The 16,362-nt window shown below is 45.6% G+C and carries 14 protein-coding genes; 10 read left to right on the top strand and 4 right to left on the bottom strand.

Features of this window, described 5'->3' with window-relative positions; genetic code table 11:
* Window positions 1-11: 11 nt before the first annotated feature.
* The 3 genes from EOPP23_RS05160 (at window position 12) to EOPP23_RS05150 (ending at window position 3,228) form a co-directional block, all read left to right on the top strand.
* Window positions 12-251 carry a hypothetical protein gene (locus tag EOPP23_RS05160; protein WP_153764873.1) on the top strand — a complete coding sequence of 80 codons (240 nt, stop codon included), beginning with the start codon at window positions 12-14 and terminating at the stop codon, window positions 249-251.
* A 115-nt stretch (window positions 252-366) separates the two neighbouring features.
* The gene (locus EOPP23_RS05155) at window positions 367-2,733 is read left to right on the top strand and encodes a response regulator (RefSeq protein WP_153764872.1); all 2,367 of its coding nucleotides are present in this window, start codon (window positions 367-369) and stop codon (window positions 2,731-2,733) included.
* A gap of 168 nt (window positions 2,734-2,901) precedes the next feature.
* Complete coding sequence (locus tag EOPP23_RS05150; RefSeq protein ID WP_228550560.1) at window positions 2,902-3,228, top strand: rhodanese-like domain-containing protein; 327 nt, start codon at window positions 2,902-2,904, stop codon at window positions 3,226-3,228.
* A 54-nt stretch (window positions 3,229-3,282) separates the two neighbouring features.
* Here EOPP23_RS05150 and EOPP23_RS05145 read toward each other — a convergent pair whose 3' ends face one another.
* The 3 genes from EOPP23_RS05145 to msrB all read right to left on the bottom strand — a co-directional run bounded on the left by EOPP23_RS05145 (window position 3,283) and on the right by msrB (window position 8,723).
* The gene (locus tag EOPP23_RS05145) at window positions 3,283-5,658 is read right to left on the bottom strand and encodes an autotransporter outer membrane beta-barrel domain-containing protein (protein WP_194842499.1); all 2,376 of its coding nucleotides are present in this window, start codon (window positions 5,656-5,658) and stop codon (window positions 3,283-3,285) included.
* Window positions 5,659-5,863: 205 nt separating this feature from the next.
* Window positions 5,864-8,200, bottom strand: coding sequence for an autotransporter outer membrane beta-barrel domain-containing protein (locus tag EOPP23_RS05140; protein WP_194842498.1), 2,337 nt, complete (start codon window positions 8,198-8,200; stop codon window positions 5,864-5,866).
* A gap of 130 nt (window positions 8,201-8,330) precedes the next feature.
* On the bottom strand, window positions 8,331-8,723 hold the full coding sequence (gene msrB, locus EOPP23_RS05135; protein ID WP_153764869.1) for a peptide-methionine (R)-S-oxide reductase MsrB: 393 nt from the start codon (window positions 8,721-8,723) through the stop codon (window positions 8,331-8,333).
* Window positions 8,724-8,854: 131 nt separating this feature from the next.
* Between msrB and EOPP23_RS05130 the strand changes: the two genes are divergently transcribed.
* The 7 genes from EOPP23_RS05130 to EOPP23_RS05100 all read left to right on the top strand — a co-directional run bounded on the left by EOPP23_RS05130 (window position 8,855) and on the right by EOPP23_RS05100 (window position 15,430).
* The gene (locus tag EOPP23_RS05130; RefSeq protein ID WP_153764868.1) at window positions 8,855-10,069 is read left to right on the top strand and encodes a pyridoxal phosphate-dependent aminotransferase; all 1,215 of its coding nucleotides are present in this window, start codon (window positions 8,855-8,857) and stop codon (window positions 10,067-10,069) included.
* Between the two features lie 63 nt (window positions 10,070-10,132).
* Window positions 10,133-10,558: a hypothetical protein gene (locus tag EOPP23_RS05125; protein ID WP_153764867.1), complete on the top strand. Its 426-nt coding sequence runs from the start codon at window positions 10,133-10,135 to the stop codon at window positions 10,556-10,558.
* A gap of 100 nt (window positions 10,559-10,658) precedes the next feature.
* Window positions 10,659-11,549: a protease HtpX gene (gene htpX, locus EOPP23_RS05120; RefSeq protein WP_153764866.1), complete on the top strand. Its 891-nt coding sequence runs from the start codon at window positions 10,659-10,661 to the stop codon at window positions 11,547-11,549.
* 161 nt (window positions 11,550-11,710) lie between these two features.
* A complete protein-coding gene (gene rnd, locus EOPP23_RS05115) occupies window positions 11,711-12,859 on the top strand; it encodes a ribonuclease D (RefSeq protein WP_153764865.1) in 1,149 nt (382 codons plus the stop codon).
* 87 nt (window positions 12,860-12,946) lie between these two features.
* Entirely contained in the window at window positions 12,947-13,249 is a 303-nt protein-coding gene (locus EOPP23_RS05110) for a YcgL domain-containing protein (RefSeq protein WP_153764864.1), read from the top strand.
* Window positions 13,246-13,689: a YcgN family cysteine cluster protein gene (locus EOPP23_RS05105; protein ID WP_153764863.1), complete on the top strand. Its 444-nt coding sequence runs from the start codon at window positions 13,246-13,248 to the stop codon at window positions 13,687-13,689. The genes EOPP23_RS05110 and EOPP23_RS05105 overlap by 4 nt, the downstream gene beginning before the upstream one ends.
* Window positions 13,690-14,023: 334 nt before the next feature.
* Window positions 14,024-15,430 (top strand): adenylate/guanylate cyclase domain-containing protein, encoded by a 1,407-nt coding sequence (locus EOPP23_RS05100; RefSeq protein WP_194842497.1) that lies wholly within the window; start codon window positions 14,024-14,026, stop codon window positions 15,428-15,430.
* 58 nt (window positions 15,431-15,488) lie between these two features.
* On the opposite strand, the gene queF is transcribed toward EOPP23_RS05100, so the two are convergent.
* Window positions 15,489-16,313: an NADPH-dependent 7-cyano-7-deazaguanine reductase QueF gene (queF, locus tag EOPP23_RS05095; protein ID WP_153764862.1), complete on the bottom strand. Its 825-nt coding sequence runs from the start codon at window positions 16,311-16,313 to the stop codon at window positions 15,489-15,491.
* Window positions 16,314-16,362 lie beyond the last annotated feature (49 nt).

Raw genomic sequence — 16,362 nt, 5'->3', positions numbered from 1 at the left:
AGGAGTGAATTATGTTGCCGTACCTCTCTCTGATTCCAACTCTGACCCTTGCTCTGGTAATACTGATTCCCTCAACGGCTCGTAGTCATGATGAAGCTGACGGAGAGTTCATTCCTGCTTCCCAGTCTATGGAATCAGACAATCATGAAGACAGTGACAGAGAGTCGGAAGAAACGTCTGATTCACAAAACTCGATTCCCGATGATGTTGATCCTGATGAAATAGAAGACGTTGGTCAGGAAGATGAATAATTCAGTTTCCTTTCTAATTCATAGAAGGAAGCTGATACTTATCTCCTCTTGTTTTAATAAAGATATTTTTTAAGTCTTCTGATTTGCTTTAACGTAGAAATGAGGGTAAAAAAGCTTGGATTTCTCGTTTCCAAGTGACTATCAATCAATGCCAATCCGTTTCAGGGATAGACTTTCCTACAAACAGGCAAGAAATACTGTTTTCATCGCTTTTGCTCTGGGTATATTTCTCAGCTTGTTTCAGGTGCTGAGTGACTATCAGTCTCAGGACGAGCAGATTGATGACACCATCGAAAACTATATAGCTATTACTCGTACCCCTGCTGCCCGAATTGCCTACAACATCGATAATGAACTGGCCCATGAGCTGGTTGTTGGTCTAATCAAGTCGCCTCATATTGTTCAAGCAGAGATCATCGATCCATCAGGTAATTCACTAGCGTCTGCAAGTGCCCCCCCAGACAGCCCTTCTTCTGGTGCATTCACTAATATGCTGTTTGGCTCCAACCGCACTTATATCAGGGAATTAAAAGTTCCGTTTGATGAAGAGGAAAAGCTTGGCTGGCTAAAAATCATCGCTGATACCAGTCCTATCAGTAGCCAGTTTATTGAGCGCTCACTGATTACCATGACGACAGGGCTGGTTCGAACATTTCTGCTCTCTGCTGTTCTGTTCTTTATGCTCTATATCATGCTGACCAAACCTTTGTTGCTTCTGACCGATAAAATGGTCGAGCAACCAGACGGCTCCAATCGTATACAGTTACCCGAGCCAATCGGACATGAAAAAGATGAGATAGGGCTACTGACCCGCACCATTAATCACTATCTGAATAATATCCACCACCACCTTCATCATCGACGAGTGGCCGAGGAACAACTCAGGGAGCACTTGTCAGAGCTGGAAAGCATTATTGCCCGGCGCACTTCCGAACTCAGAAAGAACAACCTGACGCTGGAAGAAACCAACAAGGAACTTGAGAAAGCCCGCTCACAGGCTATGGACAAAGCGACTCAGCGTACACAACAGCTCTCCAGCCTCAGTCATGAAATTCGTACGCCCCTGAATGCACTGTTGGGCATGTTGAACATTGTTCTCGATGAAAAGCTGCCTGACAGTCAGCAGCAAAGACTGATGATTGCCAGAGATTCCGGATCACACCTGATCACTCTGTTAAACGACATTCTTGATTTATCAAGGCTGGATTCCGGCAAGATGCATCTGGAAACCATCCCCTTTGATCTTCGCTCCTCACTGGAAGATGTCGTCGTTCTTACGGGTCAGAGTGCTTTTTCCAAAGGTGTTCCGGTTTTTTGCGACATAGACCCGACCCTGCCTGAAGAAGTCATTGGCGACCCGACCCGGTTCCATCAAATCATTACCAACCTCATTGGTAATGCCGCCAAGTTCACGGATTCCGGCAGTATTCGCATCTGGCTGGACTGCCAGAAAGAATCGGAAGACACCGTTTCAATCATGCTGAATATCACGGATACCGGCATAGGCATTGCGAAAGAAGCCATCGAGGAAATCTTCAAACCTTTTGCCCAGGCCAGCTCCGATACAACCCGAAAATTTGGTGGTTCTGGCATGGGGCTCCCCCTGACACAAGCCATTGTTAACAGCATGGGTGGTCATTTGACCCTTATCTCTGAACCCGGGAAAGGGAGTACTTTTTCAGTAAGGTTACCTTTTAAGTTTTCTCTCGATGCAACTCTGCCAGAGCTACCTTCCAGAGTGAGATTTGGTCAGATAGCTCTGGATGGCGACAAGTCATTCCAGAACTGCTGCTCTCACTTGCTGACACACTGGCACTTACCTCACCGAACCCTCGAAGAGAAAGATAAAAACTGCAATATCAGACAATACTCGGATGTTCTTATTACCGACAACCCGGAAACAGCACTGACAGCCTCCCAGAGCAACAGTTCCCAACGGGTGATTCTGGCCAGCCATCGACCTGTTACAGATCAGGAAAACCTGTTCTGGCTACCATTACCGATGACTCGTAAACAGCTTCTTGCAGCTCTTGAGAGAACGGTTGATCAGAACAGTTCAGACGACACTGATTTTTTAACCAATGAAGATTCAGCTGGCATCTCACAAGAATGGCACATACTGGTCGTCGAGGATAACCCAATTAACCGTATGGTTGCTGAGGGAATGCTTGAACAACTAGGGTATCAGGTTTCTCTGGCTCAGAATGGTGAAGAGTGTCTGCAACTGAATAAGCACAACAACTACGATCTGATACTTATGGATTGTAATATGCCTGTTCTGGATGGTTTCAAAACCACCAGAGCTCTTCGTAGTCAGCCTGCAACCAAAGACATTCCCATTATTGCCTTGACCGCAAACGCTCTGAATGATCATCGAAAACGCTGCATGGAAGCAGGAATGAACGACCATATTTCCAAACCTTTTGATAAACAGCAGTTGCAACTGGCTATTAATACATGGCTTATCGCCGAGCCGGCATGAATCAGCCATAAATGGACAGTAAGTACCCGGACATATGAATTCGTATGTCATTCCCCCGCCTACGGCGGGGGAATGACAACCTGATATTCGATTACGTGTGTCTACACACTTAGTTGCTGATACTTGCAGTGAAAATTGATTAATAACAACCATATGGAATTGCTAAAAATGAAGATGTACTCAAAACAGATAGTGACTTTGTTTTTTCTTTCACTGTTCAGCATAACTGCCTTTGCGAAGACCATCTGGATTGATGTTCGCAGCGCTGAGGAAAATAAAATCGACTCGATTAGCGGTGATCTCAATATTCCCCATACTGATGTTGCCAGAAAGATCGTCGGTGTAACTTTGGATAGAAACGCAGATATCAGGCTTTACTGCCGAAGTGGCCGCCGCTCCGGTATCGCCAAACAGGCTTTGGAGTCACTGGGTTATAAGAATGTTACTAACAGCGGTAGTATTTCCCATACCAGAGCTATGCGTACAGATGAGTAAAAAAGAAGGGGTCGCAATGGCGACCCCTTCTTAACAATGTTCTACAGCTTTATCTTAAAAGTCATATTTCATCTTCATAAACATACTGTGGCTTCTGAAGTCCGACTTCTTATTGAACTCATACCCCACACTGAAGCTCATATTGTCATTACGTTTGTAGCTCATAGCCGCAGTACCCTGATAACTTTTCTTCACAGGGTCAGCACCTTTCAGGATAAAACTGTCACCACCAGCAACAAAGCGAGTCGTAGTCTCAACCTGTTGACCTTTAAAGTCGTGCCAAGCCATTAATCTCAAGCTTGGGATCAGCTCAGCTTTGTCCATCATGATGGTTTTGCTAAGTTCAACACCCAGGCCCAGTTCAATTTTCTGATACTTCTGGCCATCCGGATCCTGAATCAGCTTACTGACAGCTCCAGTCGCTTCCTCAGTGTATGCATCTGTTTTAACCATGGTGTAGTTAAAACCTGCCATAGGCTCAACAGTTACATCGCCCCATTGATACTCTGTACCCGCCATAAACTGGAGGCCATAGATATTAGAGTCAAACTCCGCAGTGATAGCGTTATCGCTAAAGCCACTTTCATCAATATACCGACTTCGGTTGTGCTTACTCTGACCCAGATTAAAGACGCCATCCAGATACCAGTTGCCCATATCCATAGAGCCATAAAAACTGAGCTGATAGTTTCTGATAAAGCTGGAATCCTTTGAGTTGTGCTTTGCTACTTCAGTATTTGCCAGGGTGAAGGCTGTACCTGCTCTGAAGCCGTCAAAGTCTTTATCCCAGCCCATGGTAAAGCCGCTGACTTCCGCATCGTAACCATTCAGAGTATCACCCTGACCATTGGTTCTCTGATCCATTTTAATATCGCTGCTCATGGCTTGTAGCCAGAAGCTTTGACTCGTTATTCCATCACCGTAAGAGATACCGGCAATATCATTAGAACGCAGTGAATCAAGGCGACGAACAACCTGATTTTTTGATCTGTTTGACAGGGTTGTATTAACGGACTGGGTTACACCGGCGTTGTTAACATTGGACTCTTCCACAACACCGTTGAATACACTAGTTCCGGAAGAGGCTAGTTTGTCATAAAGGTCATTGGCTTCATCCGAGTTATCACTGTTAAGTACATCCGGCAATTCTGCAGCAGCATTCCCGGCATTTTCACCACCACCTGCTTCTATCACATCTTCTTTTATTTCATCAGGGGTTTTAGGGTCTACGCTTATTTCTACATTACCATTTGGAATGTCCGTATTCTCAGTCTCTTCATTATTTGAAAAGGGTGAGTCTTCGGTTTTTACTCGACCACCATTGGCATGGTCAACAACAATACTATTCATTTCAAGTAAATAGCCATCGCTTCCTTCAGAGCCTTTTTCAGGAACAGGAATCAGAATAAGCGTGTGAGCTCCTACATTTATATCACCATCTACAACCTCTAACCCAAAACCTGAGCTGTTCAATTTAGTAGTAAGCGTCGTATCACCCTCAAGTATCAGGTCACCATTCACCGTTTGTTTACCCGCCCCCTCCACTGCAGCCCGTGAGAAGAAAATATTGCCTTTGCCTCTCATCGTAACTGTAAGACTATTGGCAGGAGCAATATTACCGGCAAACTCAAGACTGTTTTTAGTCTCGGAACTATTGAAGGAAATGGACTCTACCCCTGAAATATCACCATTAAAAACAGCATTACTTTCAGCAGTGATAGAGTCACTGTCAGTGGAGCTGCCAATTATCTCTCCTCCAACATAACCGCCCTTTACCTTGAGCTTTAACCCTGGGTTAGAATTATTCGAGTTTGAAGCAGATTCAAAGTCAATTGCCACACCACTAGTGCCGGTTATTCTACCTTCAATAACAAAAAGTGCATCCAAGGCCATAGAGCCACCGGAAACTGCTGTTATTGCATTACTCCCAGTCAGTGTGCCTTTAGAACCAACAGTAACCGTTCCCCCCATGTTTTCCTCTAGAAGAAATCCGTGCCCACCAACTTCAACCTTGCCATTCAACTTCGAATTACCCAGATTTACTTCAAGTACCGTCTGGTCAGAAGATTTTAAAACAATCCCGTCTATTCCATCTCCACCTAGAATTTCAGCATTATACAAAGTACCTGCTTCCATTGAGATATTGTAATTGGCATTGGCTGTCTTGAATAAGATTACCCCATCGCTACCACTGACTTTATTTTGCAGGGTATAGCCATTTATATGGAGAGTTCCCTTCTGATCTGTATCAATAACAATGGCGTAATCATCACCACTCTTTGCCGAAACCGTATAACCAAACCCCGCAGGATAGAAATCTCCACCAGTCGTTCGAGTAACTTTGGCATTAGCCACTCCTATCGTAAGAGTGACACTGGCCGCAACGGCTGCAGAAAGCAGTTTTTTTCTAAAGTCAGGTCGTTTCATCATTATCATCCTTGAGAATAATCGCGAATAGTCCGTGACCGATGTATCGGCGATCAGTTTCAGAGATAAAAAATCAAAACGTAATAACAAGGCTTATTATTAACAACTATCTGTAATTTAAACTCTTCTCTTGATACAAAGAATGGAGAAAAAAACAAGGGGGCGCAATTGCGCCCCCCTCTTAATTAACAACTTTGATAACTACACCTTAAAAGTCATACTTCATTTTCATAAACATACTGTGAGCTCTGAAATCAGACTTCTTGTTGAATTCATAGCCAACACTAAAGCTCATATTATCGTTACGCTTGTAGTTCAGAGCCGCTGTACCCTGATAGCTTTTCTTAACTGGATCAGCACCTTTCAAGATAAAGCTGTCACCACCGGCAACAAAACGGGTAGTCGTTTCTACCTGCTGACCTTTAAAGTCGTGCCAGGCCATCAGTCTCAGACTTGGGATCAGTTCAGCTTTATCCATCTGAATGGTTTTACTGAATTCAACACCTAGGCCCAGTTCTATTTTCTGGTACTTCTGGTCATCCACGGTCTGGCGATGTATCGATGCGGTAGCTGAAGTTTCTTCGTATGCATCTGTTTTCACCATGGTGTAGTTAAAACCAATCAGAGGCTCTACGGCCAAACCATCCCACTTTAATTCAGTACCCGTCATTAACTGCACACCATAAATATTGGAGTCAAATTCTGCAGTTATCTCAGTCCCTGAAGGGTACCGGGTGCGGTTATGTTTACTTTGACCCAGATTCAATACTCCATCCAGATACCAGCTACCAAGATCCCATGAACCGTAGAAACTTACTTGGTAGTTCCGAATAGAACTATTGTCATTTGAGTTGTGCTTATCAACTTCCATGTTTGCCAGAGTGAAAGCGGCACCACCTCTGAAATCCTCACTGATATTCTTATCCCACCCCATTGTGAAACCACTCATCTCGGCATCATAGCCAGAGAATGTGTCGTTATCGCTGTTGGTTCTTTCATCCAGTTTGATATCACTGCCCATGGCCTGAACCCAGAAACTCTGGCCATCCATTCCATCACCGTAAGCCTTACCATCCGCGATTTCATTCAATCTTAAGTTATCCAAACGACGAACAACATTATTCTTAGACTTGCTGGCCAGGTTGGTATTAGCATTTTGGGTGGTACCAGCATTATTGGCATTACCATCCTCAACTACATCATTAAAATCACTTTGACTTTGCGAAGCCAGGTCCTCATATTGCTCCTCAGTTCCACTCTCTTGAAGCGCCTTTACTAGCTGCTCGGCTGCATTTGCAGCGTTATTACCTCCACCTGACTGCTTAACGCTTTCTTTCACTTCATCAGGTGTTCTTGGATTTACAATAACTCCAATATCACCATTATTCCCGTTATTAACTTCTTTATTGTCAGAAAATGGGGAATCCGCAACAATAGTACCAGTACCATCAACATTAAAATCATTTGCAGCACTGACCAGCACTACAGTTGATGATTGATCATCATCAAAGTCATTTTTAGTGGGTACAGGAATAAATTTAACGTCATGGTTATTCAAATTAATATTTCCGGATACCGCTAATGCAGCACTGGATAAAGAGCTGTCAACCTTCACTTTTACTTTAGAGTCACCATCAAAGGAGAGAGATCCATCTAAAGACTGTGAGGCAGTTTTTGCAAAAAAAACATTTCCTTTACCCGTCATTGCGACCGCATGACTATTCGCCGAAGCAATATCACCAGTAAATTCGAGACTGTTATTTTTATCAGTACCATTAAAACTAATGGTCTCAAAACCTGAAACATCACCTTCAAATACGGCATTACCTGAGGCCGATAGATTATCTGTTGAGGCGCTGCTACCTACTATATGACCTTCAATAAAACCACCATCTACGGTCAATTTAAGCCCTGTTGTTGAATCAGATACGTCAATTGCTTTTTTATTAACTCCCTCCAGATTACTGGTCAGAGTACCTTTGACGATAATCTCCGCACCCTCAGCAAAACGTCCACCTTCGGATTTGATGGCATGATCACCAATCAGAGCACCTTTAGCGCCAACAGTTATTTTACCTCCCAGCTCTTCCTTAAAATGCAATGCGTTTTTGCCCGCTCCTGCACTGATCTTACCGTTTAGAGTTGTGACACCCATATTCATACTGACAACTGAAGGCGAGCCATTATCCAGGAGAATACCATGGATATTTGATCCACCGACTATTTCGCCACTATATAAAACACCATCATCTAACCAGATGCTGTAGTTAGTAGTTGCCGTTCCATAACGAATAACTGCTTCACCTGAACTTACCTTATTTTCAAGTGTATAACCCTTAACAACAAGTCTGCCTGATTCAGTCAGAATCTCTACTGTGTAGTCATCACCTTGATTTGCAGAGACAGTAAAAGAGAAGCGGTTAGCCGGTATATAGTCCCCCCCCTTCTCAACTTTTAGCTTTGCAGATGCCATTCCAACAGGCAAAGTGATAATGGCAGAAATTGCTGTAGCTAGAAGCTTTCTTCTAAAACCTGGTTGTTTCATTTTTTTCATCCCTGAAAGTAATCGTCGGCAGTCCGTGACCGATGTATCGGCGTTCGATTTCAGAGATTAAAAATCAAAATGCAATAACAACGCCTCTTATTAACAACCAGATGTAATTTGTGAGTTGCCTTTATTCTTTATCAGTAAAACTGAGTGCCACGGAATTCATGCAATAACGCAACCCTGTGGGTTCCGGGCCATCCGGGAAGACATGACCAAGATGAGCATCACACGATGAGCAAAGCACTTCGGTTCGCTCCATCCCGTGGCTCTTGTCTTCCACAAAAGTAACAGCCTTCTTATCAGCCACTTCCCAGAAACTGGGCCAGCCACAACCCGCATCAAACTTGGTGATGGATTCAAAAAGTACCTGCTGACAGCAGACACAGCGGTAAGCGCCTTTATCATCAAAATGCACATACTCACCGGTAAAAGGTCGCTCGGTGCCTTTTTCACGACAAACCTGATATTGCTCATCAGAGAGCTGTTCCCGCCACTGGGCTTCTGTTTTATTGATTTTCATGGACTTTCTCTTGTTTAGGCAGTGCAGTAAACGCTTAAAACTATCATAATGAGCCCTCCTGTACCCGAACGCTCAATAATAACGCTCAATAATAAAATGGGTCGAAAAATCGGCCATGAAGTGGAAGCGCCATGAAGGAAGTCGAGAAGTCCCTCAAACTGGACAACGTCTGTTATGAAATCCGTGGGCCTGTGCTCAGGGAAGCCAAGCGCCTTGAAGAAGAAGGCCAGCGCGTTCTCAAACTGAATACCGGTAACCCGGCCCAATTTGGCTTTGATGCACCGGAAGAGATCATTCAGGACGTAATCAGAAACCTGCCCGAATCGGCGGGATACACCGACTCCAAAGGGCTGTTCTCGGCGAGAAAGGCAGTCATGCATTACTGCCAACAAAAAGGTTTTCCCGGCGTTGAGCTGGAAGACATCACTATTGGTAATGGTGTCAGTGAGCTGGTCGTGATGGCCATGCAAGGTTTGCTGAACAACGGCGATGAAATGCTGATCCCGGCTCCGGACTATCCGCTCTGGACGGCTGCAGTAAATCTTTCCGGCGGTCGTGCTGTTCACTATATCTGTGACGAGCAAGCCGACTGGTTTCCGGATCTTGATGATATCCGCAGCAAAATCACCGCCAAAACCCGCGGTATTGTGGTGATCAACCCGAATAATCCAACGGGTGCTGTTTATCCACCAGAACTACTGAAAGAAATCATTCAGATTGCCAGAGAGCATCAGCTGATCATTTACGCTGATGAAATCTACGACAAGATTCTCTATGACGGTACTGAACATATTGCCATGGCATCACTGGCAGATGATGTCTTTATGGTTTCCTTCAACGGCCTGTCCAAATCCTACCGTGCAGCAGGCTTCAGAGCAGGCTGGATGATTGCCAGTGGTCCCAAGCATATTGCCAGGGATTATCTGGAAGGTCTGGAAATGCTGGCCTCAATGCGCCTCTGTTCCAACGTACCAGCTCAACACGCTATTCAAACGGCGCTTGGTGGTTATCAGAGCATTAATGATCTGATACTCCCGGGTGGCCGCCTGTTGGCACAGCGCGATGTCATCTATGAGCGTCTGAACCAGATTCCCGGAGTCAGCTGCACCAAACCCAAGGGCGCACTCTATGTGTTCCCTAAGCTGGATCCTAAAAAGTATCCCATTCACGATGATGAACAGATGGTGCTGGACCTGCTGATTCAGGAAAAAATCCTGCTGGTGCAGGGCCGAGCCTTCAACTGGCCGGATCCCGATCACCTGCGTATCATCACCCTGCCCCGCGTTGAAGACCTTGAACAGGTTGGCGATAAGCTTGAGCGGTTCCTCAGCCGATACAAGCAGTAATCAAGGCAACTGGAGGAAGGGCAACTGCCCTTCCCTTTTATGGAAAACCCTTCAAGTCCCCAAATGGCCGATATTCATATAGATGACTTTTTCCGTGACTGCGCCAGAATTCTGGCCAGCCTTCATGGTGCTTTTCCCCGTTTAACATCCCTGTTTGTTGACGACATTATTCCTGCTGAGCCGCTGGATGAATTTGGTATACCCAGCCGTCGTCATCAGGCTTGCTTCGATGCTTTTATCTGGTTAGCGAACGAAGGTTACATCCGTTATCACGACCGGGTTCGAACAGAAGGTTTCGATGAGGTTGTGCTAACTGAAAAGAGCTTTGTCAGACTCTGCAAGCCGATCGTTGAAGTGACCAGCGATGAAAACAAACCAGCCCTGATTGGCAGAAAACAGGCCAGTCTGGCCTGGCAGCTGAAACAGGTACTGAAATCAGGAACCACAGACGAAGTGAACCAACTTTGTATAAAGCTCTTTGAGCTCTGAGCCAGTTTCATCATTTTGTAAAACTTTTGTTAAACCATTGAAATCACAACGATCTGTCACCATATTCTGACCATCAAATATAAAAGGTAATCACTGAGATATGAAAAGAATCCTGCTGTTTCTGGCTACTAACCTCGCCGTCATAGCCGTAGCCAGTATCACCCTTAACATTCTGGGCGTTGGCAGTTATATGGACTCCCAGGGACTGAACCTCGGTTCACTGCTGGTATTCTGTGCTGTCTTTGGTTTTGCAGGCTCTTTTGTATCCCTGTTCCTGTCAAAAATGATGGCCAAAATGGGAACCGGTACGCAGATTATTGATCAGCCAAGAACCGCTCAGGAGCAATGGCTGCTGGAAACCGTTCGAGAGCTGTCTGAAAAAGCCGGCATTGGTATGCCGGAAGTGGGTATTTTCCCATCACCGGAATCCAATGCTTTTGCTACCGGCTGGAACAAGAACGCATCCTTGGTTGCTGTCAGTCAGGGTCTTCTCGATCGGTTCAGCCAGAGAGAAGCTCGCGCCGTTATCGGTCATGAGATTGGTCACGTAGCCAATGGCGACATGGTGACACTCAGCCTTATTCAGGGTGTCGTGAACACCTTCGTGATGTTCTTTGCCCGTATTATTGGCTATGCCGTAGACAGCTTCCTGCGTCGTGACGAAGAAGAAAACAGCGGTCCAGGTATTGGTTTCTATGTGGTCAGCTTTATTGCCGAGATTATTCTGGGTATTGCGGCCAGCTCCATCGTAATGTGGTTCTCCCGCAAGCGTGAGTTCCGTGCCGATGTGGCCGGTGCCGAACTGGCCGGCCGTGGTGATATGATTGCTGCCCTGGAGCGCCTGCGTTCCGAGTACGACGCACCAAGTGCCATGCCTGCAACTATGTCAGCCTTTGGTATTCGTAAAAGTGGTCAGGGCGGTCTGGCGGCCATGTTCACCAGTCACCCACCTCTGGAAGATCGCATTCTGGCTCTTCAGTCCATGCGCTGATTCTTCAAAGCCACTCACTGCCCGGTGAGTGGCTTTTCAACGGTTCCATTAACCACTCGCCTGACAGCCCTGTTAAAATAAACATCCTCATTTCTGAAAGACTGGTTTGGGATTCGACTATATCCCTTTATAATGATGTTTTATTTCCCGCACAGTCTCTTATGCCTTTAGAACATCCTGATCCGGTATGGGTCCTGACCAACGATCAGTTATCGGACTGCTGTAAAAAGTGGCTGAAGCTGGATGCGATCGCTCTTGATACCGAATTTATCAGGACAGATACCTTCTACCCCATTCCCGGACTCGTTCAGGTAGGGACTGGCGAGGAAGCATTTTTAATTGACCCGCTTTCAGTGACTGACTGGTCGCCCTTCGGTGAAGTCATAGCCAGTACATCTGTAACGAAAGTTCTGCACGCCTGCAGTGAAGACCTGGAAGTGTTCCAGATTCTGACTGGAGTAAAACCTGCGGCAATGATTGACTCCCAACTGGCAGCTTCTTATGCCGGTCTTGGCCATTCATTAAGCTATCAGAACCTTCTGCGACATCTGCTGAACATTGATCTGCCAAAAGATGCGACTCGTTCTGACTGGTTGCAACGTCCCTTGACTGAAACCCAGATCAGTTATGCGACGCTGGACGTTACTCATCTGCTGGAAACTTACGAAGTAATGAAGAAGCAGCTGGATGGGCAACCTCAATGGCAATGGCTGAAAGAAGACTGTGCCAATATGGAAGCCAGCTCACTTTACATAGACCCGGCTGAAGTCTGGAGAGATGTAAAACGCAACTGGCAGCTTCGACCTCGTCAGTTGGCAGTGCTCAAAAACATCTGTGAATATCGCGAACTGCAGGCTCGGAAGCGTAACATTCCAAGAAACCGTGTTATTCCAAAAAGCAGTCTCTGGCTCATCGCCCGTCATATCCCAGACAATATTCAATCATTGTCTGCTATACAGGATATGAAACCAAAGATGGTTCGCACCGATGGAGACATCATTCTTCAACTGATCGAACAAGCTAAATCATTACCGAATGAGCAACTACCAGCGCCGCTGCCCGCGCCTCTGCCAAAAGCCGCTAAAGACTATGGAAAGTTGATCAAGGTATGGCTTGGTCACAAGTCTGAGCAGCTCGGTGTTCCTGTAGAGCTTCTTTTTTCCGGCAAAATGTCCAGCGCCATTCTACGCTACTGGCAGAGCAATAAACGCTTCGCTGTACCCGACAGCATTCAGGGCTGGCGTCGTACAGAAGTTGCCGAACCGCTGATAATCGAGCTGAAAGAACATCAGACTCAGATAAATCGATAACATTCTTTGACCTGTTCTGCCTGAGGCTGAGCTACAACACAGTCTCTAACGAGGTCAGGTAATGTATAAGACAAGCATTAAAAAACTATGACACGACAACTGATTTCTATATTTAAAAGCTCGAAAAAGAATGAAATGTACCTTTATGTCAACAAGAAAGACCAGCTGAAACAGGTACCGGATGCATTAATGACCGTTTTTGGTTCTGCAGTTCACGTGATGGATATGCTGCTGACACCCGAGCGTAAACTGGCGCGAGCTGAAACTGAGCAGGTATTGACTGACATCGAAGAGAAAGGTTTCTATCTACAGATGCCTTCTGCTGAAGAAGAAGACGACTATATTCAACATTTGCCCACCGAGTTCCTGAGCTTTAACGACCCTGTATGAGTAGACCATTCTGGGAAACTGTCCCGCTGCATCAGATGACCTCTGAACAGTGGGAAAGCCTTTGTGACGGCTGCGGGCGATGCTGCCTTCATAAGCTGGAAGATGAAGACAGCGGTGAGGTTTTTTATACGTCTATTGCCTGCCGCTTACTCGATACAAAAACCTGCCAGTGCTCCAATTATCCTGAACGAATGCGGCATGTGCCTGAATGCTTGAAACTGACCGTTGCTGATATCCCTGATTTTCACTGGTTGCCGGAAACCTGTGCATATCGCTTAATTGCCAAAGGAGAGCCGCTCAGAGAATGGCACCCCCTGGTCTCCGGCAACAAACAGAGCATTCATGATTCAGGAGTATCAGTCAGAAAAATTGCTATTGAAGAATCCAGAGTGGCTGAAGAAGATTGGGAAGACCACCTTATTGAGCTGATTAACCTCTAGAACTTTATCAGTCAGTTCATCGTAAAACTGGCTGATACATTCATTCTCTCTAATAAAACTGATTTTTATTAACATCTTATTTTATTTGCAACCATCCTGAGTAAAAACTCCCCAGAAATAGAATTTTCTTACTATTTAATTCACTTGCCCCGAAAAATACCGTAACCTGCAATGGAAATATACAAAAATAAAAACAGCTAATTTTCCCTTCATTAAACTAAGCTGCTTCACTATTTTTGATTAAATAATAGTCTCTGGTATAACCTGCCTTTTAAATGACACAATCGACAACCGGACTGTCATTTAAATGTAATTAATTATACGACAGTAGAAAATGAGCCGACTGGATCTTCAAAAACACCTGCACAACCCTGTAAGCCGTGACTATTTTGCACGGATACTGGCTTATTCCCTTTCTGCCATAGGCATCACCTACGGTATTTTCAACCACTCGCTGCCAGAGCACATGAAAGCATTCGCTTTATTTCTGGCTGTTTACCCTCACCTTGGAACCATGCTGTTTTCAGCCGTTGAATATTTCAAGCCAGGCAAGAGTAAAAGCCTCTCGGTATCGGCTGACGCTCTTATTTTTGGCAGCGTTCTTGTTGCGGCCGGTTTACCTCCTATCGCATCTCTGCTGCTGTTTATGGTGATCTCATACAGCAGTATGCTCCGCTTCGGCCCTGTATCACTTATTGCTTTGCCCTTACTGATGCTGGCTTCCGGTGGCGTCACCCTTTACCTGATACCCCAGCCGTTAATGCAGCCAGCGCCACTGACACTGACATTCTCAGCAGCAGTACTTATCAGTATTTATATGATTTATCTGGCCTGGGTCATACGACAGAGGCAGCGCGGGTTTATGGAGTTGAAAAACAGGGCCGACGAACAACAACAGCGCTATACCATGCTGGCCAGTAACTTGACCAAGTACCTTTCCCCTCAAGTCTGGCATTCTATTTTTGCTGGCCGAAAGACCGCTAAGATTGAAAGCCAGAGAAAAAAGCTGACTATTTTCTTTTCGGATATCAAAGGTTTTACCGAACTGTCGGAAGAGCTCGAAGCTGAAGCACTGACTGATATGCTCAACCAGTATCTTACCGAGATGTCACGAATTGCCCTGAAGTATGGCGGCACCATCGATAAGTTTGTTGGTGACAGTATTATGATCTTTTTTGGCGACCCCAAAACCCGAGGCCCAAAGAAAGATGCACTGGCGGCCGTTTCCATGGCTATCGCTATGCGACGTCATATGAAGATTCTAAGGAAACAGTGGAAAAAGCAAGGCATTGAACGTCCTCTGCAAATTCGCATGGGCATTAACACCGGTTATTGCACAGTAGGAAACTTCGGTGCAGAAAACCGCATGGACTACACCCTGATTGGCAAAGAGGTTAACCTCGCCAGCCGGCTGGAAAGTATGGCTGACGCTAACCAGATTCTGATATCCCACGAAACATGGTCACTGGTGAAAGACACCATTCTCTGTCACAACCAGGGCGAAGTACCTGTTAAAGGCTTTAACCGTGCCGTTCATTGCTATCGTGTTCTGGATTTCCGACGTAACCTGGGAGAAAAACCGGGCTATATGGATTTTGAAACCAATGGTTTCTCAATCTATATGGATAAGGACAATATTGATGCCGAGTCCAGAAAAGAAATTTTACAAAGCTTGCAGGAAGCCAGCAAACGTATTGAGAAAAGTCTGGAATATGAAGTAGAAGCTTTAGAGACAGATTAGACTGGCAAATCGCAGATTTTCTGCGACCTGCCAACTGTCTTTACTACCGTGCCCGGGTTTACTGTCGTATCAGGCGAACATCCTTCTGCTCAGCCTGATGAGTACTGCGCCATGGATTAATATCGAGACCACCACGGCGAACATAGCGGGCATAGACCGTCAATTCTTCCATTTCAAAGCGTGACCGAATTTCGGTAAAGACACGCTCTACACACTGCTCATGAAACTCCTGATGCCCTCTGAAAGAACAGATAAAGCGCAGGAAAGATTCGTGATCAATTGCCTGTCCCTTATACTCTACGACAACGGTTCCCCAGTCTGGCTGGCCGGTAACCGGGCAGTTTGATTTCAGCAGGTGTGATACCAGAACTTCTTCTTTTTGCCCTTCTGCGCGTTGAAGCAAGTCAGGACTGTAGTCATAGCAGTCAATGCTGATATCCAGCTGGTCAACTTCTACTCCTTCAGCATGATGGAAACCAAAGCTTTCCATCTCGGCAATGGTCATCAGCTTTACGCCGACGGTCGCGCCTGCAGCCGCACTGAGATCTTTCACCATTAAATTCTGAACGGCCTCAACGGAATCAAAAGCACTCTGGTTGAAACTGTTCAGATAAAGCTTGAACGATTTGGATTCGATCAGGCTTGGGGAGTTGCACGGCAGTTCAAATCTACCCACCATCGCCAGCGGTTTACCCTTGCTGTTCAGCCAGGACAATTCATAGGCAAACCAGACATCGCTGCCAACAAATGGCAGGTCTTCCGGGTCCAGCCCCAGTTCCTTCTGTTTCTCTTTTCTGGGAATAGGAAACAGCAGTTCAGGGTTATAGTGAGTCTGATATTCACTGACCTTGCCTAGTGGCGAGGCATTAACTAATTCACTCATCAAACAGCTCTAAAGGTGAAAAATAATGGCTCGCTATTATCCTTCTGCA

This window comes from Endozoicomonas sp. OPT23, assembly GCF_009653635.1.
Lineage (GTDB): Bacteria > Pseudomonadota > Gammaproteobacteria > Pseudomonadales > Endozoicomonadaceae > Endozoicomonas_A.
Note: the sequence above shows the minus strand (reverse complement) of the source record. Positions and strands in the feature narration are given on the sequence as shown.

What these genes read in the sequence shown, in the direction of transcription:
- EOPP23_RS05160 (WP_153764873.1), top strand. Translation starts at nt 12, where the DNA reads ATGTTGCCGTACCTCTCTCTGATTCCAACTCTGACCCTTGCTCTGGTA.
- EOPP23_RS05150 (WP_228550560.1), top strand. Translation starts at nt 2,902, where the DNA reads ATGAAGATGTACTCAAAACAGATAGTGACTTTGTTTTTTCTTTCACTG.
- EOPP23_RS05145 (WP_194842499.1), bottom strand. Translation starts at nt 5,658, where the DNA reads ATGATGAAACGACCTGACTTTAGAAAAAAACTGCTTTCTGCAGCCGTT.
- EOPP23_RS05140 (WP_194842498.1), bottom strand. Translation starts at nt 8,200, where the DNA reads ATGAAACAACCAGGTTTTAGAAGAAAGCTTCTAGCTACAGCAATTTCT.
- msrB (WP_153764869.1), bottom strand. Translation starts at nt 8,723, where the DNA reads ATGAAAATCAATAAAACAGAAGCCCAGTGGCGGGAACAGCTCTCTGAT.
- EOPP23_RS05130 (WP_153764868.1), top strand. Translation starts at nt 8,855, where the DNA reads ATGAAGGAAGTCGAGAAGTCCCTCAAACTGGACAACGTCTGTTATGAA.
- EOPP23_RS05125 (WP_153764867.1), top strand. Translation starts at nt 10,133, where the DNA reads ATGGCCGATATTCATATAGATGACTTTTTCCGTGACTGCGCCAGAATT.
- htpX (WP_153764866.1), top strand. Translation starts at nt 10,659, where the DNA reads ATGAAAAGAATCCTGCTGTTTCTGGCTACTAACCTCGCCGTCATAGCC.
- rnd (WP_153764865.1), top strand. Translation starts at nt 11,711, where the DNA reads ATGCCTTTAGAACATCCTGATCCGGTATGGGTCCTGACCAACGATCAG.
- EOPP23_RS05110 (WP_153764864.1), top strand. Translation starts at nt 12,947, where the DNA reads ATGACACGACAACTGATTTCTATATTTAAAAGCTCGAAAAAGAATGAA.
- EOPP23_RS05105 (WP_153764863.1), top strand. Translation starts at nt 13,246, where the DNA reads ATGAGTAGACCATTCTGGGAAACTGTCCCGCTGCATCAGATGACCTCT.
- EOPP23_RS05100 (WP_194842497.1), top strand. Translation starts at nt 14,024, where the DNA reads ATGAGCCGACTGGATCTTCAAAAACACCTGCACAACCCTGTAAGCCGT.
- queF (WP_153764862.1), bottom strand. Translation starts at nt 16,313, where the DNA reads ATGAGTGAATTAGTTAATGCCTCGCCACTAGGCAAGGTCAGTGAATAT.